Source organism: Methylobacterium aerolatum (genome assembly GCF_022179085.1).
GTDB classification, from domain to species: domain Bacteria; phylum Pseudomonadota; class Alphaproteobacteria; order Rhizobiales; family Beijerinckiaceae; genus Methylobacterium; species Methylobacterium aerolatum.
Genome location: NZ_BPQE01000023.1, coordinates 142,243 through 163,829, shown reverse-complemented (window position 1 = coordinate 163,829; position 21,587 = coordinate 142,243). Strand labels below are relative to the sequence as shown.

Below are 21,587 nucleotides of genomic sequence, written 5' to 3'. Positions count from 1 at the left end.
AGAGGTGCGCCAAACCCGCCGGCCGTTCAAGTCCGCTGCGCGGAGGGCGGCTGCGGCGGGCAGGAGACCGGATGCTCGAACCCCGCCGGCGAGGCACCCGAACGGGTGTCCACCACCCGTCTTCTCACGACGCTACCATCATGCTAGATCGACTGCGACGCGGGTGTAGCTCAATGGTAGAGCAGCAGCCTTCCAAGCTGAATACGAGGGTTCGATTCCCTTCACCCGCTCCACCATCCCGGCTTTAGAGTGTTGGAAGAGCCCTTCGGTGTAAGCCGTAGGATCGGCGACCGGACGCCCCTCATCGCCCCCGCGACGGCCGACGGATTTCGGCGGATACCCGGTCCTCCGTGACGGCAGTTCCGGCGCCTTGTGGTTCCCCGTCGGTGCGGGCGCAGGAAGGCGTTGAAGCGAAACCCTTCGGGATGTCGTGCTGCCGGATGGCTCCGCATTCCCACGCGACGACGACACGGAGTGCGAACCGGCCTCTTAAACATCGTTCGGATCGCTCCGCGACAGCGTCCTTGCGCATGAAGCGGAGCGATCCAGGGATGCGCGACGTCGGGGCAGGCCCCCGGCCGTTCGGCACCCGGCGGGCTTACTTGGCCTTGTCGGCGATGCCCTTGAGGCCCGCCTCGTAGACGCCCGCGATGGCTTCCTTGGCCTTGTCGTCCGGCGCGCCCTTGGCCTTGAAGGAGCCGGTCCAGGTCACCTTGGAGCCGCTCCCGTCCTTCTCGACCATGATGGTCGACTTGTAGTCCTGCACCGGCAGCGGACCCGAGAGGATGGTGTAGGTGTAGTCCATCTTCTTGTCGTCGCGGGATTGCTCCTGCTCCACGATGGTCCCGCCGCCCCTCAGGGACAGGGTGCGCTCTTCCTTGCCACCCTTCTTCGACAGCTCGCACTTCTCGATCACGGGATGCCAGTCGCCGATGCCGCAGAACCCGCCGATGGTCTTCCAGACCTTGTCCGGCGAAGCCGCCACCGTCGCCGTCTTCGTCACCTCCAGAGCCAGGGCCGGCGTGGCGATCAGGGCGGCGAGGGCCGCGGCGGGCACGAGTGTCTTCAGCATCGAGCGCTTCCTTGACTAGATTCTTCTTCACCCCTGCTTGGGGCAGCGAGGCAGATAGCGCGCGGGCGACGCGCGGACATTGCCCCCCACGGATCGGTGAACGACTTTATTCCCGAGCGGCCACGCGCCGTCCGGTGTAAGCTCGCCGCCGCGATCGACGTGCCGGAGCGGAGCCCCAGACCATGGTCGAAACCGTTCTGGCACCGCTCGATCCGGGTTTGCTTCCCGCTGGCGTGCGTGCGCGTTTCATCCAGGATGTGAACGGGCTGCGGATGCACATGCTGGAGGCGGGCCACGAGGAGCCCGGCCGCCCCCTGATCCTGCTGGTGCACGGCTTCCCCGAGATCGCCTATTCGTGGCGGAAGATCATGCCCGCCCTCGCGGTGGCCGGCTACCATGTGGTCGCCCCCGACCTGCGCGGATATGGGCGCACGCTGAGCGAGCCGGTCGCCTACGGCGATGACCTCGCGCCCTACCGCCTGCACAACCACCTGCCCGATGTGATGAGCCTGATGAGCGCCCTGGGGCGGACCCAGGTCGCGGCCCTCGTCGGGCACGATTACGGCGCCTGGGTCTGCTCCTACGCCGCCCTCGCCCGCCCGGACCTGTTCGGGATGGTCACGCTGATGAGCGCGCCCTTCATCGGTCCGCCGACGCTCGAGTCCCTCGCCAGGGGCATCGTCGCGCCCGAGGACGATCCGATCCATGCGGCGCTCGCCGCCCTGCCGAGACCGCGCGAACACTACCACCGCTACTACGCCACCCCGGCCGCCGCCGCCGACATGGAGCGCAGTCCGCGGGGTCTCGGAGCGTTCCTGCGCGCCTACTTCCACCAGAAGAGCGCGGATTGGCCGGGCAACCATCCCGGCACGCTCGCAGGATGGACAGCCGAGGCCCTCGCCGGGCTCCCGACCTACTACGTGATGGATCGCGGCCGGACGATGCCCGAAACCGTGGCGCCGGAGATGCCCGCAGACGGCGGCGTCGGCTGCGGATGGCTGACCGATGAAGAACTGTCGGTCTACGTCGCCGAATACACGCGTTCCGGCTTCCAGGGCCCCCTGCACGGCTACCGCTGCCGCATGGACGGCAGCACCACCCGCGATTTCGCGCGCTTCGCCGGGAGGCGTCTCGAAACGCCGCTCCTGTTCATCTCGGGCGCCAGCGACTGGGGTCCCTACCAAGTGCCCGGCGCCCTGGAGCGGATGCACGATCCGGCCTGCGTCCATCTCCTCGGCTGCCACTTCATCGAAGGCGCCGGGCACTGGATCCAGCAGGAGAGGCCGCAGGCGGTGATCGATCTCCTGCTCGAGGCGCTGGGGCGGGCCTGAGGCCGGGCTCACACTCGGGTCAGCCGAGGCACCGCTCGAAGATCTCCTCCGCTTGCCGCACGGTCATCCTCCTGGCGGAGGGGCAGGCGATGACGGTGTGGTCTGTGGCGGTCGAGGGGTCGTAACTCGCCGCCGCGATGCCCGCGTAGAGGCCGGGCACGGCCCGCGTCGCCATCTCGCGCACCCGGTCGCGCGGAAGCTGTTCGGGGGTGAACATTTCGGGAAAGCCGATATCGGCGTAGAGGGCGCGGATCGCCTCGGCGCTGGCCTCGATCATCTCCGCGCGCGTCAGGCCCACCGTCTCCACGTCGAGGGCTTCGGCCAGCGGCTTCACCTTGGCCGGCAGCACCGCGAGGTTGAACGCCATCGTGTGCGGCAGCAGCACGCCGACGCCGTAGGGGTGCGGCAGGTCGAGGTGACCTTCGAGGGGCAGGGACAGGGCGTGGGCGTGGCCGAGGCGGGCATTGCCGCAGGCGACGTTCGCCATGCACGAGGCCATAAGGTTCTCCTCGCGCGCCCGGTCGTCATCCGCGTTGATGGAGGCGCGCAGGGAGGCGTGCTGATGCCGGACCGCGGCCAGCGCCACGGCATCGGTCAGCGGCGAGGCGATGCCGCTGAGATAGGCTTCGACCCCATGGGTGAGCGCATCCACCGCCGGCAGCGCCGCCACGTGCATCGGCAGCGAGCGCAGCGTCGCGGGATCGAGGAGGGTCGCGTCGGGGAAACTCAGGGGGCCGCCGCCGAGGAGCTTGAGGTGCCGCTCCTCGTCCTTCACGATGGTCCATTGCGACACTTCCGAGCCCGAGCCGGCGGTGGTCGGCACCATGATCATCGGCAGGGCCTTCGTGTCGAACTGGCCGACGCCCGTGCAGTCTCGCATCGGTTTCCGGTTCGTGGCGACGATGGCGATGCCCTTGCCGGTACACATCACCGAGCCGCCGCCGATGCAGATCACCCCGTCGAGTTCCTCCCGGCGAACCCGCTCGCCCTGCTCGTCGATATGCGAGCAGCGGGCGTCGATCCCGCACCCGTCGAACCTCGAGACCGCGAGCCCGGCTTCGGAGAGCGCGGCCAGCGCCTCGGAATGGAAGCCCTGCGCCGAGATCACCGGATCCGAGACCACGAGGACCCGCGTCATCTTGAGGTCGCGGGCCAGGGTCCCGATCGTCCCGAGGGCGCCCTGGCCGGCGACGATCCGCGTCGGCATGTAGAAGCTGGTGATCATGCGAAGGTCTCCCCAGGCCACGACTCCGCCGCAGCGGAGGCCGCCTCGTGCCTTCGCGGAGCCGGCGGCTGGCGGCTCCGGCAAGGTGGCGCAGGCGGGCGCCCTGTCCAATAGCGTGACAAGGCCGAATCGGTCCTCGACGCCGCAGGCGGGCCGGTTTCAGCCGCGAAGCCTTGAAACGCGCCGCTTGCGGCGGAGGCTATAGAAAATAGACGCGTTCGATATTTGACGATCATTACGGCGGCCGCATCTATCGCCGGAACCACAGGCATCGCGCCGCGCCCGGTGGGCCTCGGAAAGGGATGCCACACGAAGGAAACGCCGATGCCCCGCCCCCTCTGGACGCGACGCCGCGCGATCGCCGGCCTTCTCGCCGTAGCCCATGCCGGAGCTGCCTCGGCGGCGGAACCGCTGCGGATCGGCGTGGTGGAGGACTTGTCCGGCATGTATTCGGGCAATGGCGGCCCCAATATGGTGCTCGCCACGAAGATGGCCGTCGAGGACTTCGGCGGGACCGTGCTGGGCCGCCCGATCGAGGTGCTCAGCGTCGATCACCAGAACAAGCCCGATATCGGCTCCGGGCTCGCCCGCCAGCTCGTGGATCAGAGCCACGTCTCGGCTCTGGTGCTCGGCGGTGCGAGTTCGGTGGGGCTGGCGGTCCAGGCCTATGCCAAGGATCGCAAGATCACGACGATGGTGACGGGCGGCTACGCCTCGCAATTCTCCGGTCCCGGCTGTTCCCCCTACGGTACGCAGTGGGTCCCCTCCACCGGTGAGTTCGCCAAGGCGGTGACGGGCGCGGTGGTCCAGGGCGGCGGCAAGAGCTGGTACTTCATCACCGCCGATTACGTGTTCGGCACCGGCCTCGCGGCGGAGGCGACGAAGGCGGTCAAGGCCGCGGGCGGCACGGTGCTCGGCGAGATCAAGCATCCCCTTGGCGCGACCGACCTGTCCTCGCAGCTCCTCCAGGCGCAGGCGTCCGGCGCGGACGTGATCGGGCTGGCCAATGCCGGGCCGGACCTCGTCAACACGATCAAGCAGGCCAGGGAATTCGGCATCACCTCGAAGCTCGTCGCGATGCTGGTCTTCACCAACAACACCGTGGCGCTGGGCCTCGACGTCGCCCAGGGCATCCGCTTCGCCCTTAACTTCTACTTGGATGCCAACGATGCCAGCCGGGCCTGGGCCAAGCGATTGATGGCGCGCAACGGCAACGTCGTCCCGACCATGGGCCACGCCGCCGCCTACGCCTCGACCACGCATTACCTGCAGGCGGTGCAGAAGGCGGGCACCGACGACGCGGCGGCGGTGGACAAGGCGATGAAGGAACTGCCCATCACCACCGGCTTCTACGGGCATCCGCGCATCCAGGCGAACGGCCGTGTGGTGATGGACATGATCCTCGTGGAGGTGAAGAGCCCCAAGGACTCGAAGGACAAGGCGGACCTCTACCGCGTGATCGAGACGATTCCCGGAGACAGCCTGTTCCTCCCCGCCGACAAGAGCGGCTGCCCCCTCACCACCGGCTGACCGGAGCGCGCGCGATGAAGCTCTACGCCAATCCGACCTCCCCCTTCGTCCGCATCGTCCGCATGGCCCTGATCGAGAAGGGGCTCGACGGAGATGTCGAGACCGTCTCCGTCGATGCCTGGGGCGACGATCCGGCTTTCTTCGACGCCAACCCGGCGGGCCGCGTGCCCACCCTCGTCACCGACGACGGAGCGCGCCTGACGGAGGCGCTGCTCATCCTGCACCATCTCGATGCGATCCGCCCGACACCGCCGGTGCTGACCGGAGCCGCGCTGGCCTGCGCGGGCATCGCCGTCGGCGTGTTCGACGCGGCGGTGGCGATCGTCATCGGCCGCAAGGTCTCGCCGGACTTCGACACCGGGCTGGTCGGCTCCAAGCGGTTCCGGACCCTGCACGACGGGCTGAGACGGGTCGATGCGACCCTGCCGGCAGACGGGCCGTTCGACATTGCGCCCATGGCAACGATCACGGCCCTCGACTACCTGCAGCTGCGCTTCCCCGACCGCGATTGGGGAAACCTCGCGCCGAAGATCGCCGCGCGCCGCGACGCCGAGGGCCAGCGTCGCTCGGTGCGCGAGACGGCACCGACCGCCTGAGGGGGTGCGTGCGCCGTCTCCCTCCGTCTGAAGGAGAGGGCGAGGCCCGCGCTGTCAGACCGTCCGGCCGCCATCCACCGGCAGTTCCACGCCGGTGATGAAGTCGGATGAGGCGAGGTAGAGGGCGGCTTCCGCCACATCGCGGCCCTCGCTCAGGCGCCCGAGGGGAATCGTGGCGATGAACCTGGCCCGGTTCTCCGGCGTATCCGGCATGCCCATGAAGTCCTCCAGCATCCCGGTCACGCCCATCACCGGGCAGATCGCGTTGACGCGGATCTTCCAGGGCGCGAGTTCGACGGCGAGGGACTTCGACATCAGGTTCACCGCCCCCTTCGACGCGTTGTAGAAGGTCAGGCCGGGCCGGGGCCGGATCCCCGCCGTCGAGCCGACATTGAGAATCACGCCGCCGCCATGGTCGCGCATCGCCGGGGCGGCGGCCTGGACCATGTGGTAGATCGACTTCACGTTGACGGAGAACAAACGGTCGAAGGTTGCTTCGTCGACCTCCAGCAACGGCCGGTTCCGGTGGGTGTAGCCGGCATTGTTGACGATGATGTCCGGCGTGCCGAACCGGCGGGTCGTCTCCTCCAGCAGGCGGTCGATGTCGGCGCGGGAGGACACGTCGGTCCGCACCGCGATGGCCTTGTCCTCGCCGATCGACCGGGCCACGGCCTCCGCCTTCTCCGCCGCAAGATCGGCGATGGCGACCCTGGCGCCATTCTCCGCGTAGAGGCGGGCGGTGGCCTCGCCGAAACCGCTCGCCGCGCCGGTCACGATGGCGACCTTGCCCTGAAGCTTCATCGTATCCTCCCTGTCTTCGATGATCGGATTATTTTTTACCGCATGGTCTGACGCCGAACCGGCCTGCAGTTCGGCGGAGAATGATCTCACCGCTTTCGGTCCGATCCGGGGTGCCTGCTTGATCGTCTCTGCGGGCATAGCGAAGACATTGACGAATCCGCCACGTTCGGTTGGGTCCCGCTACCCTGAATTGCTTCGCTGACGCTTGCAGAGACAGGGCGGCATACGATCCAGGTATTCCCGAAAACGCTCTAACCGTGGTTGAACACGGTCGTCTTTGTCTTGCTGAAGTCGTGCAGGGCGGCAAACCCCTTCTCGCGACCGTGGCCGCTCTTGCCCGATCCGCCGAAGGGCAATTCGATGCCGGCCCCAGCGCCGTAGCAGTTCACGAACATCTGGCCGGTGCGCACACGCTTGGCGAGGCGCATCTGCCGTCCGCCGTCGCGGGTCCAGACGGCGGCGACGAGGCCGTACTCCGTGCCGTTGGCAAGCGCCACCGCATCCTCCTCGTCCTCGAAGGGCATGGCGACGAGGACGGGGCCGAAGACCTCCTCGCGGGCAATGACGTTGTCCCGGGGCGTCGGGCCGAACAGGGTCGGCGCCACGTAGTAGCCGCCCTCCGGCGCCTCGGGCGCGATGGTGCCCTGGGCGAGCACCGGGATGCCGTCGGCCTTCGCCTGCGCGATGAAGCCCTCGACGCGCCGCTGCTGCTTGGCCGTGATGATCGGCCCGCACTCCACATCCGCCTCCGGCGGCCCGACCCGCACGGCCGCGAAGGCGGCCTTCAAACGCTCCACCACCGTGTCGTAGGCGCTGCGCTCGATCAGGATGCGGCTCCCGGCCGAACAGGTCTGGCCGCTGTTCTGCGTGATGGCCTTCACGATCACCGGGATCGCGGCGTCGAGGTCCGCGTCGGCGAAGACGATCTGCGGGGACTTGCCCCCGAGTTCGAGGGTGCAGGTGATGAAGTGATCGGCGCAGAGCTTCTGGATGATCTGGCCCACCTCGGGCGAGCCGGTGAAGGACACGAAATCGACCCCGTGATGGGCGGCGAGCATGGCCCCCGCCCCCGCGCCCGAGCCCGTGACGATGTTGACCGAGCCTGCGGGAAATCCCGCCTCGCCCACGAGGTCAGCCAGGGCCAGGGCCGTGGCGCAGGCATCCTCGGCGGGCTTCAGCACGGTGGCGTTCCCGACGGCCAGCGCCGGGGCCAGCGTCCGGCCGAACATCTGTGCCGGGTAGTTCCAGGGCAGGATGTGGCCTGTCACGCCGTGGGGCTCCGGCGTGACGGTGACGAAGTAGCCGTTCAGGTAGGGCACGGTCTCGCCGTGCAGCTTGTCGGCGGCGGCCCCGTAGAACTCGAAGTAGCGGGCGAGCGCCACGATGTCCGCCCTGGCCACACTCGCGGGCTTGCCCGTGTCGCGGGCCTCGATCTCCGCGAGGCGGGCGGCGTCGCGCTCGATCAGCGTGCCGAGGCGCAGGAGGAGACGGCTGCGCTCCAGGGCCGAGGTCTTGCCCCAGGCGCCGTGGTCGAACGCCTCGCGGGCCGCCGCCACGGCGCGGTCCACGTCCTGCTGCGTGCTGTCGACGATGGCGCCGATGACCCTGCCGGTGGCGGGTTCATGCACGTCCAGGGTGGCCGCGCCTGAGGAGCGCGTCCACTCGCCGCCGATGAAGTTCATGGGGTCGGACATGGCGGATGGCATCTCCAGGTCGACGGGGAAGGCTCGAACCGCGTCTACACGGTGCGGCAGCGGGTGGTTCCGCCGGCGTCGGTCCGCCCAGACGATCCCGGTGAAAGGATAGTGCGGCCGGACCGGCGGGTCTAATACGGCGCGCGACAAGCCGGACCCGGCGCGGAGTGAAGGATCATCCCATGAAGGTCTCTGCCGATCTCTGCATCGTGCCGATGGGCGTCGGCCCGTCGGTGTCTCCCTACGTCCGGGAGATCAAAGCGGTGATCGAGGCCAGCGGCCTCACCGCGACGATGCACCCCAACGGCACCAACATCGAGGGCGAGTTGTCGGACATCTGCGCCCTCGCGGAGCGGTGCGAGGCGCGCCTCGCCGAACTCGGCGTGCAGCGGGTCTTCTTCACGCTGATCTTCTCCTCCCGGCGGGACAAGGAGCAGACGATGGCCGAGAAGCTCGCCGCCGTGTCGTGACGGGGCGCGGCGTCCTGCCGTTGATCGTTCCCGCACCTGCCGCGTTGCCCTAAGCACCGGCCGCTTGGCCGGCGGCGGCGCGAGGACGTACAACCATGGACGAGGCCGGCACACAGGACGACCGGAACCGCGACGTCCGGATCGAGCCCTACGACGGCCCGGCCGGCGGCTGGGGCTCCGCGCGCTCGCTCCTGGAGATACTGACCCGGGAGGGCGTGCCCGTGTCGGGCACTGCGCTGCTGACGAAGCAGAACAAGCCCGGCGGGTTCATGTGCACGTCCTGCGCCTGGGCCAAGCCGGCCAAGCCCCTGGCGTTCGAGTATTGCGAGAACGGCGCGAAGGCGACCGCCTGGGAACAGACCCGGCGTCGCGCGACGCTGGAATTCTTCGCCGAACATTCGGTGAGCGAGTTGCTGACCTGGAGCGACTACGCCCTGGAAGAGGCCGGGAGGCTGACGCATCCCATGCGCTACGATGCGGCAAGCGACCACTACGTCCCGTGCAGCTGGTCCGAGGCGTTCAAGGAGATCGGCCGGGAATTGAAGGGGTTGGACCCGAAGTCGGCGGTCTTCTACGCCTCCGGCCGGGCGTCCCTGGAGGCGAGCTACATGTACGGGCTGCTGGCCCGGCTCTACGGCAACAACAACCTCCCCGATTCCTCGAACATGTGCCACGAGCCGACCTCGGTGGCCCTCCCCCAATCAATCGGCTCGCCCGTCGGCACCGTGCTGCTCGAAGATTTCGAGCATACGGACATGATGTTCTTCTTCGGCCAGAACGTCGGCTCGAACTCGCCGCGAATGCTGCACCCGTTGCAGGAGGCCCGGCGCCGGGGCGCGAATATCGTCGTCTTCAACCCGCTCAAGGAGCGGGGCCTGGAGCGGTTCACCGACCCGCAATCGCCCGTGGAGATGCTGACCCGCTCCTCGACGAAGATCGCGACGCAGTATCACCAAGTGAAACTCGGCGGCGACCTCGCCGCCATCACCGGCCTGTGCAAGGCTCTCATTGCCGCCGACCGGGACGCCACGACGGCGGGCCGCCCGGCCGTCCTCGACCATGCCTTCATCGCCGAACACACGCAGGGCCTCGATGCCTTCATGGCCTTCTGCGACCGCCAGGACTGGTCCGCCCTGGAAGAGCGTTCGGGCCTGACGCGCCACGCCATCGAGGGCGCCGCGGCGGTCTATGCCCGCTCGAAGGCGGTGATCGGCATCTACGGCATGGGGCTGACGCAGCACCGGCGCGGGACCGAGACGGTGCGGATGCTCGCCAACCTCCTGCTGCTGCGCGGCAACATCGGCAAGCGCGGCGCCGGGATCTGCCCGGTGCGCGGCCATTCCAATGTGCAGGGGCAGCGCACCGTCGGCATCACCGAGAAGCCGGAGCTGGCGCCCAACGACAAGCTGCGCGAACTCTACGCCTTCGAGCCGCCGATGGAGAAGGGGCTCAACACGGTGGAGACCTGCGAGGGTATCCTCGACGGCAGCGTGAGGGCCTTCATCGGTCTCGGCGGCAACTTCCTGCGCGCCATCCCGGACACCGCCCGGATGGAGGCCGCGTGGAGGAACCAGCGCCTGACCGTGCAGGTCGCGACGAAGCTCAACCGCTCGCACTTGGTGAACGGATCGGTCGCCTACCTCCTGCCGTGCCTGGGGCGGCTGGAGATCGACCGTCAGGCGGGCGGCCCACAGGCGGTCTCGATGGAGGATTCCACCGCCCGGTTCCACGGCTCGAACGGCGCGGCCGACCCTGTCAGCCCGGACCTTCGCTCGGAGCCGTGGATCATCGCGGAGATCGCCAAGGCGACGCTGCCGCCAAACCCGCACATCGATTGGGATGCCTGGGTCGCCGATTACGGCCGGGTGCGGGACGCTATCGAGGCGACCTATCCCGACCTCTTCACCGACTTCAACGCCCGCATGTGGGAGCCCGGCGGCCTAACGAAGCCCGTCCCCGCCCGCCACCGCGAATGGAAGACCGAGTCCGGCAAGGCGCAGTTCGTGGTCCCGAGCGGGCTCGAAGCCGATCCCGATCTGCCACCCCGTGAAGGCGACATCCTGGACCTGATGACGCTGCGCTCGAACGACCAGTTCAACACCACGGTCTACGGCTACCACGACCGCTTCCGTGGGGTTTCCGGGACCCGCGACATCGTCTTCATGAACGTCGCCGACATCGCCCGGCTGGGGCTGACGGATGGCGGGCAGGCGCGCATCGAGACGGTATCGGACGACGGGATCGCCCGCGGCCTCGGCGGGCTGCGTGTCGTGGCCTACGACATCCCCCCGGGGAATTGTGCGGGCTACTACCCCGAGATGAACGTGCTGCTTCCCCTGTGGCATCACGACGCCCAATCGAAGACGCCGGCGGCGAAGTCCATCGCGGTGCGGGTCAGGCCGGAAGCGGCGGCATAATCGTCGCCGTCCTCCACTGGCGCGACGCCCTCCCTTTGGGCATGGAAAGGGAATGAGCGACCCCCTTTCCGGCGTGGTGGCCCCGGCCGCCGCGCCCCGCCTCCACGATCTGCTGACGCGTCTCGAAACCACCGCCGCGCTCGACGCGCCGGGGCTCGACCTGTCGCGCCTCGATTGCAGCCGCGCGGCCCTGGAGACCCTCGCCGCCCACGATGCGCGCGGGACGTGGCGCGATTCCGAGAGCGGCGGCCTCTCCCTTCCCCGGGCGGATCTCAGCCGCGCCCGCCTGGACGAAACCGACCTCGGCGGGGCGAACCTCAGGGGTGCGAGACTGACCCGCGCGGTGGGACGCTCGTCGAAGTTCGCCGCCGCGATCCTGGAGGAGGCGGACCTCAGCGAGACGGACCTCTCGGGCGCCGATTTCACCGACATCGTCGGCGGGCAGGTGCAACTCGGAGAGGCCATGCTGGAGGATGCCCGCTTCGTCCGGGCCTCCATGCGCTTCGGCAACCTGCAAAAGGCCCTGCTCGACGGCGCCGACTTCACCGGGGCCGACCTCTGGGGCACCGACTTCACCGGGGCGGACGCGGACGACACCGTCTTTCGCGGCGCCCGGCTCGACGAGGCCAAGCTGGCCGACACCAACTTGACCCAGGCCGATTTCGAAGGCGCAAGCCTGACCAAGGCGGTGCTCGCGGGCTCCCGCCTACGGGGGGCGAACTTCACGGGCGCCAAGCTCGACGGCGCCGACTTCACCGGGGCCGACCTGTCGGACACCAACCTCGTCCGCCTCAACCTCGCGACCTGCCGCCTGCGTCACGCCCGCTTCTCCGGCGCGTGGCTCAACGGCACGCGGATGCAGGTGGAGCAGCTGGGCGGTGCGGTGGGCGAGGAGGTGGCGGGCGCCTTCGCCGCCGCGCAGGCGAGCTACCTCGCCCTGGAACAGAACTGGAAGAGCATCGGCGACCAGGATGCCGCGAGCTGGGCCTACAAGCGCGGGCGGCGCATGGGACGCCACCATGCGGGGGCGCAGGCCAGGGCGGCCTGGGCGGCGCGCGACCATCGCGCCCTCGCCAAGCACGGTTACCGCTGGATCGCCGACCGATTCGTGGAATGGTTATGCGACTACGGGGAGAGCCTGTCCCGCATCGCCCGCGCCTTCGCGTTGCTGATCGTGGTCTTCGCGGCGCTCTTCGGGCTGACCGGGGGGCTCTTCATCACGGATGGCCCCGAGGCCGGGCCGACCTACAACCCCATCGACCTGATGAGCTACAGCGCCCTCAACATGATGACCGCCAACCCGCCCGAGATCGGCCTGAAGCCGACGGGCCGGGTGACGAACCTCCTCGTGGGCCTCGAAGGCGCCGCCGGGATCATCCTAATGGGGCTGTTCGGCTTCGTCCTCGGCAACCGCCTCAGGCGGTGAAAGGCGCCCTCACTCGGCCGAGCTCAGTCGCTCGATCACGACGTTGAGGTCCCGGCGCAGCGACCGGATCTCCGGCTCGCTCATCTCCAGTTGGCACATCACCGACTCGCGCACCGCCTGGGCCTCGGCCTTGAGGGCGAGGCCCTGAGGCGTCAGGCCGATCTCGACCTCGCGCTCGTCGCTCTGGCGGCGGGTCCGGCGCAGGAGTTCGGCGGCTTCCAGCCGCTTCAGCACGGGGGTCAGCGTGCCGGAATCGAGGCGCAGGCGCCGTCCGATCTCCGAGACGGTGACGCCGTCCTGCTCCCAGAGGACCAGAAGCACCAGATATTGCGGATAGGTGAGTCCCAGACGCTCCAGCAACGGCCTGTAGGACTTCGTCATCCGGTGCGCGGCAGCGTAGAGGGCGTAGCAAAGCTGGTTGTCCAGGTGCAGCGGATCGTCGATCGTCGTGCGTTCAATGGTGTTGACGGAATCGGCCATCTCGGCAGCTCACCCAATACGTCTTGCCGGCCGATGCAACATGCGTTCCGCCGGGTCCGGGTCCTGGTACTATAGGCCAGTTCGCGGCAGGATGGTCCCGTCGCGGCGGCCATGCGATCGTTTCGCACCTATTCGAATAGTCGCAGTCAATCGTGCACCATTGAAAGGCTGTTGAGAAGGCCCGCTTCATCCTCCAACGTTCTCAGATCGAGAAGGAGGGTGTCTTCCGTGATCCGCCCGATCACCGGGACCGGGAGGCGGCGCAGGGCGTCGGCCAGGCGGCGGCAGCGTCCCCCGCCGCCGCGCTTGCCCCCCTCCCCGCCCGTCGGCGTGAGCAGGAGGGCGGCGCTGGGCAGGGTCTCCACCGGGAGGGCGCCGGACCCGATCTGGCTCACGCAGTCGCCTACGCTCACGGTGGCCCTGCCGGACAGCCTTTCGGCGACGGCGGGGGCGAGGCGGTGCGCCTGGGCCGCGATGTCGCCTCGGGGCCGTGTGAGCAGCCGGAGGGTCGGCAATTCCTCGTGTAAGCGCTCCGGGTGGAGATAGAGCCGCAGCACCGCCTCCAGGGCGGCATAGGTCATCTTGTCGACGCGCAGCGCGCGCTTCAGCGGGCTCTTCCTGATCCGGGCGATGAGATCCTTGCGTCCGGCGACGATACCGCACTGGACGGCGCCGAGCAGCTTGTCGCCGCTGAACGTCACCACGTCGGCCCGCGCCAGCGCCGCGCTCACAGTCGGCTCCGGCGGCAAATTGTAGGCGGCGAGATCGATGAGGCTGCCGCTTCCGAGATCCTCCGCGAGCGGCACGCCGTACTCCCGGCAGAGGGCGTGGAGGGCCTCCGGGTCCGGTTGGGCGGTGAAGCCGGTGATGGCGTAGTTGCTGGGGTGGATCTTCATGGCGAGGCCGGTGCGCGGACCCATCGCCTCCGCGAAGTCGCGCAGGTGCGTCCGGTTCGTGGTGCCCACCTCCCGCAGGCGGCAGCCCGCCCGCACCATCACGTCCGGCACCCGGAACGAGCCGCCAATCTCCACGAGTTCGCCCCTGGAGACGATCACCTCCTTACGCATGGCGAGGGCGTTGAGGACCAGCAGCACCGCGGCGGCGTTGTTGTTGACGACGATGGCCGCCTCGGCCCCCGTGATCCGGCGGATCAGCGCCTCGACATGGTCGTCGCGCTCGCCCCGCGCCCCTGTCTCCAGATCGAATTCGAGGTTGGTGGCCTGGGTCATCACGGCGGCCACGGCGTCGGCGGCCGAGCGGGGCAGCAGGGCGCGGCCGAGATTGGTGTGCAGCACGGTCCCGGTGAGGTTGAAGACCGGCCGGAGGGACGGTCGTCGCTCCGCCGCGAGCGCGTCCGCGCAGCGGGAGAGGATCCCCGCGCCGTCGTCCGCCTGGGCCTGCCCGGCGCGGATCCGGGCGAGGTCGGCCCGGATCGCATCCGTGAGGGCGCTGCGCCCGTAGATCTCGATGAGGTCTCCCGCCGCCGCGTGGCCGAGGAGCCGGTCCACAGAGGGAATCCGGCGCGGATCGGAGGCGGGCGGAGGGGACTGAGAGGACTGAGGGGATTGGGTGCGGCGGGCCTGGGTCATCGGCTTCCGTGATAGTGGCAGGCCCCTCCCCCGGCCAGGACATTGCCGCCGCACCCCTGTCCCGGAGCCGGATTCCGGCCACATCTCGCGCGCAACACCCGCCCCGGGCGGCGTCCGAAGGCCGAGAGGCCACGCCGCGGGAAGACGAATCGACGGTCGGAACCGCGCCCCACGGGTCGCGGAAGCACCGGCCGTCGGCGCAGGAGGACATCGCCATGAGAATCGACGCCGCAGCCCTCACCCTCGCCCTGGTCCTTGCCGGGGCGACCATCCCCACCGCCCGCGCGGAGACGGTGACGAAGGAGCGTTTCGGCTGCCACACCATGGCGGTGACGGAACGGCTGTTCCAACTCGTCCAGGCGGGAGACGAGAGCGGCTTCGGACAGCTCCTCAACTCCAGCCTCTCCAACGGCGAGTGCAAGTACTGGAAGAAGGGCGAGGACGTCGCCGTCGAGGGGCGGACGGCGGGCTATTCGTGCATCGCCGGCACGGCCACGAAGGAAGCCTGCTTCTGGACGCCGATCAGCGCTCTGGACGCCGCGCCGTAGGGGCGCCGGGCGCGGCCGTCCGAACCGGGCTTGCCTATGAGAGGCGCCCGGCGCGGCTATACTGGGCGCGCCGACTCGTCGTCCCGGATCGCGGACCTAGGTGACGGGGACGCGCAGCCCGAGCCATTCGCCGGGCCGGTGAAGCCGTCGCGTTCCCGGCGCGATGGCCGGGACCGGCGACGGTGAGGGCTCCCTCCGTCCACGCCTCTTCCCGGGTCGATGCCGCCACACCTTCTCCTCGTCTCGGCGGCGCTGCTGCCCTTCCTCGGAAGCGCGGCCGTGATCGCCCTGCCCGGCCACGCCCGGAACGCGGCGGCCGCCTTGGCCGGTTTCGTGACGCTGGCGGGTCTCGCCTGCATCGTTCTCCTGTACCCCCAGGCGACTGGCGGGGAACCCGTCGTCGCCGCGATGGACTGGCTGCCGAGCCTCGGCGTACGGCTCGTCCTGCGCCTCGACGCCTTGTCGTGGATCTTCGCTGTCCTCGTCCTCGGAATCGGCGCGCTGGTCGTGCTCTATGCCCGCTACTACATGGCCGCCGCCGACCCGGTGCCGCGCCTGTTCTGCTACTTCCTCGCCTTCGTCGGCGCGATGCTCGGGCTCGTCCTGTCCGGTAACCTGATCCAGCTCGTGGTCTTCTGGGAGATGACGAGCGTCGTCTCCTTCCTGCTGATCGGATACTGGTCCGACAACGCCTCGGCGCGCGACGGAGCGCGGATGGCGGTGACGATCACCGCCGCCGGGGGCCTCTGCCTCCTCGTCGGGATGGTGCTCCTCGGGCAGATCGCGGGAAGCTACGAACTCGACACCGTCCTCGGCGCGGGCGAGGCGATCCGAAAAAGCCCGCTCTACCTGCCGACCCTGGTGCTGATCCTCGCCGGGGCACTGACCAAGTCGGCGCAGTTCCCGTTCCACATCTGGCTGCCCCGGGCGATGGCGGCGCCGACGCCGATCAGCGCCTATCTCCATTCCGCCACGATGGTGAAGGCGGGCATCTTCCTGATGATCCGGTTCTGGCCGGTCCTGTCGGGCACGGAGAGCTGGTACTGGATCGTGGGCACCGCCGGGATGGCGACGATGCTCGTCGGCGCCTGGAGCGCGATCTTCCAGCACGACCTGAAGGGCCTGCTGGCCTACTCCACCATCAGCCACCTCGGCCTGATCACCCTGCTCCTCGGCCTCGGTTCCCCGCTGGCCGTGGTGGCCGCGATCTTCCACACCGTGAACCACGCGACCTTCAAGGCGTCGCTCTTCATGGCGGCGGGGATCATCGACCACGAGACCGGGACGCGGGACATGCGTCGCCTCAGCGGGCTGTGGCGGGCGATGCCCTATACGGCGACCCTCGCGATGGTGGCGGCCGCCGCCATGGCGGGCGTGCCGCTGCTGAACGGGTTCCTGTCGAAGGAGATGTTCCTGGCGGAGGCCGTCGACAGCACGGGTGCCCACCCCATCAACACGGCGCTCCCTTTCTTTGCGACGGTGGCAAGCGCCTTCACGGTGCTCTACTCCCTGCGCTTCATCCGTCAGACCTTCTTCGGTCCCCCGGCCCGGGACCTGCCCCACGCCCCGCACGAGCCGGCGCGCTGGATGCGCATTCCCATCGAGGCGCTCGTCCTCGTCTGCATCGCCATCGGCTTGGTACCCAACCTGACCATCGGCCCGATCCTGGCCGGGGCTGCCCGCTCCGTCCTTGGAGACCGGACGCCGGACTACGACCTCGCGATCTGGCACGGTTTCAACGCGCCGCTCGCGATGAGCGTCCTGGCGCTGGCCGGCGGCGTCGCCCTCTACCGGATCTTCGGCCGCCGGATCGACACCAATCCCCGCGGCGGCCCCTGGCTGCTCGATCGCTTCGACGGCGGCCACCTGTTCGAGCGGGCGATGACCGGATTGGTCCTCGGCGCCCGCCGCCTGGAGACGATCCTGGGCACGGAGCGGCTCCAGCCGCAACTGCGCCTGATCTTCCTGGCCGCCCTGCTGGCCGCGACGGCGACGGGGATCGGACGGGGTGTCGATCTCTTCCTACAGGGCAGGACCACCGCCTTCGATCCCGCCTTCGCCATGCTCTGGCTCACGGGGGCCGCCTGCGCCCTCGGCGCGGCGGAGCGGGCGAAGTATCACCGCCTCTCGGCTGTGATCCTCCTCGGGGGCGCGGGCCTTGTGAGCTGCCTGACGTTCCTCTGGCTCTCCGCCCCCGACCTGGCGGTGACGCAGATCCTCGTCGAGATCGTCACCACGGTGATGCTGCTCCTCGGCCTCCGCTGGCTGCCGAAGCGCGACGAGGCGATTCCCGCCCCCCTGTCGGAGCGCGCCCGCGCGAGGCGGCGGCGGCTCATTGATCTCGGGATCGCGGTCCTCGCCGGCTCCGGCCTCGCCGGCCTTTCCTACGCGGTCATGACCCGCCCGCCCGTCGAGGGCATCAGCCGCTGGTTCGTGGAGGAGGCCTATCCGAAGGCGGGCGGGCGCAACGTCGTCAACGTCCTGCTGGTGGATTTCCGTGCCTTCGACACGCTGGGCGAGATCTGCGTCCTCGGGGTGGTGGGGCTGACGGTCTTCGCTCTGCTGCGCCGGTTCCGCCCCGCTCCCGACTCCCTGGAGCGGCCCGCTCAGCAGGTCCGCTTCGACGCCATCGACAGGGCCCGCGAGGGCCGCGAGCCGGGCCACACGGCCTCCGACGCCCTGCTCGTGCCGCGCACCGTCATCACATGGCTGTCGCCCTTCATCGTGCTCCTGGCACTTCACCTGTTCCTGCGGGGCCACGACCTGCCGGGCGGTGGCTTCGCGGCGGGAATCGCGCTCACCATCGCTTTCATGCTCCAGTATCTCGCCCGGGGCGCGGAGTGGGTCGAGGAGCGCCTGCGCATCCGGCCGATCACCTGGATCGGCCTCGGCCTCCTCGTCTCCGTCCTGGCCGGCGCGATGTCCTGGCCGTTCTCCCACCCCTTCCTCACGGCGGCCTTCGCCTATTGGGAGGCGCCGGTCCTGGGCAAGGTGCCCCTCGCCTCCGCCCTGATCTTCGATCTCGGCATCATGATCCTGGTGGTGGGATCGAGCGTGCTGATGCTGGTGGCGCTCGCCCACCAATCCCTGCGCCGGACCCGGGCCGCCGAGTCCGAGGCCGAACGGGCGGCCGCCAGGGAGCCCGCCTAATGGAACTCGTCCTCTCCCTCGGCATCGGCGTGCTGGCCGCCGCCGGGATCTGGCTGATCCTGCGTCCGCGGACCTTTCAGGTCGTCCTTGGCCTGTCGCTCCTCGGCTATGCGGTGAACCTCTTCATCTTCGCCATGGGACGGATCACCGTGGGCGCCCCGCCGGTCCTCGGCGTCGGCCCGGGAATGGTGTCGGTGGACGATCCCGTGCCGCAGGCGCTGGTGCTGACCGCCGTAGTGATCAGCTTCGCCCTCACCGCCCTGTTCCTCGTCGTGCTGCTGGCCGCGCGGGGCGAGACGGGATGCGATCACGTGGACGGGCGCGAGCCGCACGAGGCCGAACCCGATGCCGGGAACCCGCTGCCATGACGGGTCCCGTGTCCAACTTCGACGTCACCAGCGTCTGGACCGACCATGTGGTCGTCCTGCCCGTCGTCCTGCCCATCGCCGTGGCGGGGGCGATGTTCCTGATCGACGAGCGCCGCCGCGCCCTGAAGGCCGGCTTGAGCCTCGCCACGATGCTGGTGCTGATGGCGGCGTCACTGGTCCTCGTGTCCTGGGCGGGCGAGGCGCCGCGGGTCTATCGCCTCGGCAACTGGGCGGCGCCCTACGGCATCGTGCTCGTGGCGGACCGCCTGTCCGCGATGATGCTGGCGCTGGCCTCCGTGCTCGGTCTCGGCGCGCTGGTCTTCTCCTTCGCCCGGTGGGGCCGGGCCGGGCCGCGCTTCCACGGCCTGTTCCTGCTGCTGTTGATGGGGGTGAACGGCGCCTTCCTGACCGGCGACTTGTTCAATCTGTTCGTGTTCTTCGAGGTGATGCTCGCCGCGTCCTACGGGCTCGTGCTCCACGGCTCCGGCGAGGAGCGGATCCGGGCGGGACTGGGCTACATCGCGGTGAACCTTGTCGCCTCCCTGTTCTTCCTCATCGGCGTCAGCCTGATCTACGGCACGATGGGCACGCTCAACATGGCCGACCTCGCCCGGCGCATCGCAGTGCCGCCCGGCGGCGACCTCGGCCTGTTCGAGATCGGCTGCGCCATCCTCGGCCTCGCCTTCCTCATCAAGTGCAGCGCGTGGCCCCTCGGCTTCTGGCTTCCGACCACCTACTCGGCGGCGTCGGCCCCGGCCGCCGCCATCCTGGCGATCCTCAGCAAGGTCGGCGTCTACGTGGTGGTGCGCCTGAGCCTGCTCGTCTTCGGGGAGGGTCTGTCGCTGCAGTTCGGCCGCTCGACCATCCTGGCGGCCGGTCTGGCGACGATCGCCTTCGGCACGATCGGCCTCGTGGCGGCCCGAGACCTCACCCGCGCCGCCGGCTACGCGGTGATGGTCTCCTCGGGGACGGTGCTGGCGGTCCTCGGCACCGGCAACGGCGCCGCCTTGTCCGGCGCCCTCTACTACCTCGTGGGCTCCACCCTGGCGGCGGGGACGCTCTTCCTTCTCGCCGAGGTGCTGCAACGCGGGCGCGATCCGGCGAGGACCGCCGAACCGGTCTTCGCCGACGAGTACCGCGACCCGTTCGACGACGCGGACGCCACGGAGATCGGCGTGGCGATTCCCGCTGTCCTGGCAACGCTCGGCGTCGGCTTCCTCCTGTGCACCCTGGTCCTCGTCGGCATCCCGCCCCTGCCCGGCTTCGTGGGCAAGCTCGCGATCTTCATGGGGCTGGCGGCAGGTCCGCTCGCGGCGGCCGGCTGGTGGCTCATCGCGGCTTTGACGCTCTCGAGCCTCGGCACGCTGATGCCCCTCGTTCGCCTCGGCATCCAGACCCTGTGGGTGCGCCAGGACGCGCCGCCGGCCACCCTAGCCCGATCGGAGTTCGCGGCCCTTGCCGGTCTTCTGGCGGCCTGCCTTGCCCTAGCCCTGTGGGGCGGGCCCGCCCTGGCCTACGCCGATGCCACGGTGGACTGGCTGGTGCGGCCGCAGGCTTACATCCGCGCGGTGCTCGGCCCTGTTGAAGGCTCGGCCCCATGAGCCGCCTGCTCCCCCATCCGATCCTCTCGGCGGCGCTCGCCGCGACATGGCTGCTCCTGAACGCGCCGCCGAGCCCCGGCAGTCTGGTCCTGGCCGTGGCTGCCGGGTTGACCATTCCGGCCGTGATGCGGGCACTCCGGCCGGCGCCCGTCCGCCTGCGCCGGCCCTGGGCGCTCCTGCGTCTGGCCGGCCTCGTACTCGCGGACATGGTGCGTTCGAACCTCGACGTGGCGCGGATCATCCTGAGCCCGGACCAGGCGGGGCGGCGAACCGGATTCGTCTCTATTCCCCTGGAACTGCGCGATCCCTTCGGCCTCACGCTTCTGGCGATCATGCTCACGGTCACGCCCGGCACCCTCTGGGTCCAGTACGATTCCGATACAGGGCGTCTCTTGCTGCACGTCCTCGACGACACCGGCGACGACGGGTGGGTCCGGCGAGTCAAGGAACGGTACGAGCGCCCCCTGCTGGAGATATTCGCATGAGCGCGGCGCTGATTTTGGATTGGGGCCTCGGCCTCGCGCAGGCGATGCTCACCCTCGCCATGGCCCTGGCCGGGTGGCGCATGATCCGGGGGCCGAGGGCGCAGGACCGGATCCTCGGCCTCGATACGCTCTACGTGAACGGGATGCTGGCCATCGTGGTCCACGGAATGCGCACGGGCAGCGAACTGTATTTCGAGGCGGCCTTCATCATCGGGATCCTCGGCTTCACCGCCTCCGTGGCCCTCGCCAAATTCTTGATGCAGGGCGAGGTGATCCAATGACGGGCGGGGACTTTCCCCTCTGGGCGGCCTGCCTCGTCGTCGCCCTGGCGCTGGCCGGCGCCGGATTCGCCCTGACCGGCTCCCTCGGCCTGATCCGTCTGCGAACCTTCTACGAACGCACCCACGCACCGAGCCTGAGCGCGACGCTCGGCGCGACCCTCATCCTCCTCAGTTCGATGCTGCTACTGTCGCTGGTCGAGGGCCGCCCGGTGCTCCGGGACGCTCTGATCGGCCTGTTCATCACCGTCACGACACCCGTCACGCTGATTCTGCTGTCGCGGGCCGCCGCCCACAGAGACCGGCACGAGAAGAGACCCGGCGCCCCGCCGAAGACCTGAGCTCCCTCACGGGTCGCCGCGAGCGACGCATCGACGATCGGTAAGATCCATCCGAAATCTCTTTCAGGACTCAGTCCGGCCGCACGCGCGGTCCGGGACGGAGAGGGGCGTTCTCTTCCAAAGATCCCCGCCGCCAACGCCACCGGATCTGGCGGCGGCGACTGGCGCAATCGGATGGCGGATGG

General features: G+C 69.4%; 19 protein-coding genes and 1 tRNA gene. 14 read left to right on the top strand and 6 right to left on the bottom strand.

Features of this window, described 5'->3' with window-relative positions:
* Positions 1–159 precede the first annotated feature (159 nt).
* Positions 160–233 (top strand) — tRNA-Gly (locus MFF06_RS16145).
* A 365-nt stretch (positions 234–598) separates the two neighbouring features.
* Here MFF06_RS16145 and MFF06_RS16140 read toward each other — a convergent pair.
* Entirely contained in the window at positions 599–1,072 is a 474-nt protein-coding gene (locus tag MFF06_RS16140; RefSeq protein ID WP_238205745.1) for an SRPBCC family protein, read from the bottom strand.
* Positions 1,073–1,254: 182 nt separating this feature from the next.
* Here MFF06_RS16140 and MFF06_RS16135 point away from each other — a divergent pair, with 182 nt between their 5' ends.
* Positions 1,255–2,403: an alpha/beta fold hydrolase gene (locus MFF06_RS16135; RefSeq protein WP_238205743.1), complete on the top strand. Its 1,149-nt coding sequence runs from the start codon at positions 1,255–1,257 to the stop codon at positions 2,401–2,403.
* Positions 2,404–2,422: 19 nt separating this feature from the next.
* Here the strand turns inward: MFF06_RS16135 and MFF06_RS16130 are convergent, their stop codons facing one another.
* Positions 2,423–3,628, bottom strand: a complete 1,206-nt coding sequence (locus MFF06_RS16130; RefSeq protein ID WP_238205741.1) for an iron-containing alcohol dehydrogenase — start codon at positions 3,626–3,628, stop codon at positions 2,423–2,425.
* 324 nt (positions 3,629–3,952) lie between these two features.
* Between MFF06_RS16130 and MFF06_RS16125 the strand changes: the two genes are divergently transcribed.
* Together MFF06_RS16125 and MFF06_RS16120 are read left to right on the top strand one after the other, a co-directional pair.
* A complete protein-coding gene (locus MFF06_RS16125; protein ID WP_238205739.1) occupies positions 3,953–5,158 on the top strand; it encodes an ABC transporter substrate-binding protein in 1,206 nt (401 codons plus the stop codon).
* Positions 5,159–5,172: 14 nt separating this feature from the next.
* Positions 5,173–5,754, top strand: coding sequence for a glutathione S-transferase family protein (locus MFF06_RS16120; protein ID WP_238205737.1), 582 nt, complete (start codon positions 5,173–5,175; stop codon positions 5,752–5,754).
* A gap of 54 nt (positions 5,755–5,808) precedes the next feature.
* On the opposite strand, the gene MFF06_RS16115 is transcribed toward MFF06_RS16120, so the two are convergent.
* On the bottom strand, positions 5,809–6,555 hold the full coding sequence (locus MFF06_RS16115) for an SDR family oxidoreductase (RefSeq protein ID WP_238205735.1): 747 nt from the start codon (positions 6,553–6,555) through the stop codon (positions 5,809–5,811).
* 251 nt (positions 6,556–6,806) lie between these two features.
* The gene (locus MFF06_RS16110; protein WP_238205733.1) at positions 6,807–8,249 is read right to left on the bottom strand and encodes an aldehyde dehydrogenase family protein; all 1,443 of its coding nucleotides are present in this window, start codon (positions 8,247–8,249) and stop codon (positions 6,807–6,809) included.
* A gap of 182 nt (positions 8,250–8,431) precedes the next feature.
* Here MFF06_RS16110 and MFF06_RS16105 point away from each other — a divergent pair, with 182 nt between their 5' ends.
* From MFF06_RS16105 to MFF06_RS16095, 3 genes are all read left to right on the top strand, one after another.
* Positions 8,432–8,719 (top strand): MTH1187 family thiamine-binding protein, encoded by a 288-nt coding sequence (locus MFF06_RS16105; protein ID WP_238205730.1) that lies wholly within the window; start codon positions 8,432–8,434, stop codon positions 8,717–8,719.
* Between the two features lie 95 nt (positions 8,720–8,814).
* The gene (locus MFF06_RS16100) at positions 8,815–11,136 is read left to right on the top strand and encodes an FdhF/YdeP family oxidoreductase (protein ID WP_238205728.1); all 2,322 of its coding nucleotides are present in this window, start codon (positions 8,815–8,817) and stop codon (positions 11,134–11,136) included.
* Between the two features lie 52 nt (positions 11,137–11,188).
* Positions 11,189–12,562 carry a pentapeptide repeat-containing protein gene (locus MFF06_RS16095; protein WP_238205726.1) on the top strand — a complete coding sequence of 458 codons (1,374 nt, stop codon included), beginning with the start codon at positions 11,189–11,191 and terminating at the stop codon, positions 12,560–12,562.
* Positions 12,563–12,571: 9 nt separating this feature from the next.
* Here MFF06_RS16095 and MFF06_RS16090 read toward each other — a convergent pair whose 3' ends face one another.
* Together MFF06_RS16090 and selA are read right to left on the bottom strand one after the other, a co-directional pair.
* Entirely contained in the window at positions 12,572–13,042 is a 471-nt protein-coding gene (locus tag MFF06_RS16090) for a MarR family winged helix-turn-helix transcriptional regulator (protein ID WP_238205724.1), read from the bottom strand.
* A gap of 146 nt (positions 13,043–13,188) precedes the next feature.
* Positions 13,189–14,631, bottom strand: coding sequence for an L-seryl-tRNA(Sec) selenium transferase (gene selA, locus MFF06_RS16085; protein ID WP_238205722.1), 1,443 nt, complete (start codon positions 14,629–14,631; stop codon positions 13,189–13,191).
* A 215-nt stretch (positions 14,632–14,846) separates the two neighbouring features.
* On the opposite strand from selA, the gene MFF06_RS16080 reads away from it, so the two are divergent.
* The 7 genes from MFF06_RS16080 to mnhG all read left to right on the top strand — a co-directional run bounded on the left by MFF06_RS16080 (position 14,847) and on the right by mnhG (position 21,402).
* A complete protein-coding gene (locus MFF06_RS16080) occupies positions 14,847–15,179 on the top strand; it encodes a hypothetical protein (RefSeq protein WP_238205720.1) in 333 nt (110 codons plus the stop codon).
* A 219-nt stretch (positions 15,180–15,398) separates the two neighbouring features.
* Positions 15,399–18,329: a monovalent cation/H+ antiporter subunit A gene (locus MFF06_RS16075; RefSeq protein WP_238205718.1), complete on the top strand. Its 2,931-nt coding sequence runs from the start codon at positions 15,399–15,401 to the stop codon at positions 18,327–18,329.
* Positions 18,329–18,697, top strand: coding sequence for a Na+/H+ antiporter subunit C (locus tag MFF06_RS16070; protein WP_238205716.1), 369 nt, complete (start codon positions 18,329–18,331; stop codon positions 18,695–18,697). Before MFF06_RS16075 ends, MFF06_RS16070 begins: the two co-directional genes overlap by 1 nt.
* Positions 18,694–20,298, top strand: a complete 1,605-nt coding sequence (locus MFF06_RS16065) for a monovalent cation/H+ antiporter subunit D (RefSeq protein WP_238205714.1) — start codon at positions 18,694–18,696, stop codon at positions 20,296–20,298. The genes MFF06_RS16070 and MFF06_RS16065 overlap by 4 nt, the downstream gene beginning before the upstream one ends.
* Positions 20,295–20,783 (top strand): Na+/H+ antiporter subunit E, encoded by a 489-nt coding sequence (locus MFF06_RS16060; RefSeq protein WP_238205712.1) that lies wholly within the window; start codon positions 20,295–20,297, stop codon positions 20,781–20,783. Before MFF06_RS16065 ends, MFF06_RS16060 begins: the two co-directional genes overlap by 4 nt.
* The gene (locus tag MFF06_RS16055; protein ID WP_238205710.1) at positions 20,780–21,064 is read left to right on the top strand and encodes a K+/H+ antiporter subunit F; all 285 of its coding nucleotides are present in this window, start codon (positions 20,780–20,782) and stop codon (positions 21,062–21,064) included. Before MFF06_RS16060 ends, MFF06_RS16055 begins: the two co-directional genes overlap by 4 nt.
* Positions 21,061–21,402, top strand: a complete 342-nt coding sequence (gene mnhG, locus MFF06_RS16050; protein ID WP_238205709.1) for a monovalent cation/H(+) antiporter subunit G — start codon at positions 21,061–21,063, stop codon at positions 21,400–21,402. The genes MFF06_RS16055 and mnhG overlap by 4 nt, the downstream gene beginning before the upstream one ends.
* The last annotated feature ends 185 nt before the right edge of the window (positions 21,403–21,587 follow it).

Bases quoted from the DNA above. Each gene is read 5' to 3' on its own strand.
- MFF06_RS16110 (WP_238205733.1), bottom strand. From the start codon at position 8,249: ATGTCCGACCCCATGAACTTCATCGGCGGCGAGTGGACGCGCTCCTCA.
- MFF06_RS16080 (WP_238205720.1), top strand. From the start codon at position 14,847: ATGAGAATCGACGCCGCAGCCCTCACCCTCGCCCTGGTCCTTGCCGGG.
- mnhG (WP_238205709.1), top strand. From the start codon at position 21,061: ATGACGGGCGGGGACTTTCCCCTCTGGGCGGCCTGCCTCGTCGTCGCC.
- MFF06_RS16135 (WP_238205743.1), top strand. From the start codon at position 1,255: ATGGTCGAAACCGTTCTGGCACCGCTCGATCCGGGTTTGCTTCCCGCT.
- MFF06_RS16060 (WP_238205712.1), top strand. From the start codon at position 20,295: ATGAGCCGCCTGCTCCCCCATCCGATCCTCTCGGCGGCGCTCGCCGCG.
- MFF06_RS16105 (WP_238205730.1), top strand. From the start codon at position 8,432: ATGAAGGTCTCTGCCGATCTCTGCATCGTGCCGATGGGCGTCGGCCCG.
- MFF06_RS16130 (WP_238205741.1), bottom strand. From the start codon at position 3,628: ATGATCACCAGCTTCTACATGCCGACGCGGATCGTCGCCGGCCAGGGC.
- MFF06_RS16115 (WP_238205735.1), bottom strand. From the start codon at position 6,555: ATGAAGCTTCAGGGCAAGGTCGCCATCGTGACCGGCGCGGCGAGCGGT.
- MFF06_RS16140 (WP_238205745.1), bottom strand. From the start codon at position 1,072: ATGCTGAAGACACTCGTGCCCGCCGCGGCCCTCGCCGCCCTGATCGCC.
- MFF06_RS16120 (WP_238205737.1), top strand. From the start codon at position 5,173: ATGAAGCTCTACGCCAATCCGACCTCCCCCTTCGTCCGCATCGTCCGC.
- MFF06_RS16055 (WP_238205710.1), top strand. From the start codon at position 20,780: ATGAGCGCGGCGCTGATTTTGGATTGGGGCCTCGGCCTCGCGCAGGCG.
- selA (WP_238205722.1), bottom strand. From the start codon at position 14,631: ATGACCCAGGCCCGCCGCACCCAATCCCCTCAGTCCTCTCAGTCCCCT.
- MFF06_RS16100 (WP_238205728.1), top strand. From the start codon at position 8,815: ATGGACGAGGCCGGCACACAGGACGACCGGAACCGCGACGTCCGGATC.
- MFF06_RS16070 (WP_238205716.1), top strand. From the start codon at position 18,329: ATGGAACTCGTCCTCTCCCTCGGCATCGGCGTGCTGGCCGCCGCCGGG.
- MFF06_RS16075 (WP_238205718.1), top strand. From the start codon at position 15,399: ATGCCGCCACACCTTCTCCTCGTCTCGGCGGCGCTGCTGCCCTTCCTC.
- MFF06_RS16065 (WP_238205714.1), top strand. From the start codon at position 18,694: ATGACGGGTCCCGTGTCCAACTTCGACGTCACCAGCGTCTGGACCGAC.
- MFF06_RS16125 (WP_238205739.1), top strand. From the start codon at position 3,953: ATGCCCCGCCCCCTCTGGACGCGACGCCGCGCGATCGCCGGCCTTCTC.
- MFF06_RS16090 (WP_238205724.1), bottom strand. From the start codon at position 13,042: ATGGCCGATTCCGTCAACACCATTGAACGCACGACGATCGACGATCCG.
- MFF06_RS16095 (WP_238205726.1), top strand. From the start codon at position 11,189: ATGAGCGACCCCCTTTCCGGCGTGGTGGCCCCGGCCGCCGCGCCCCGC.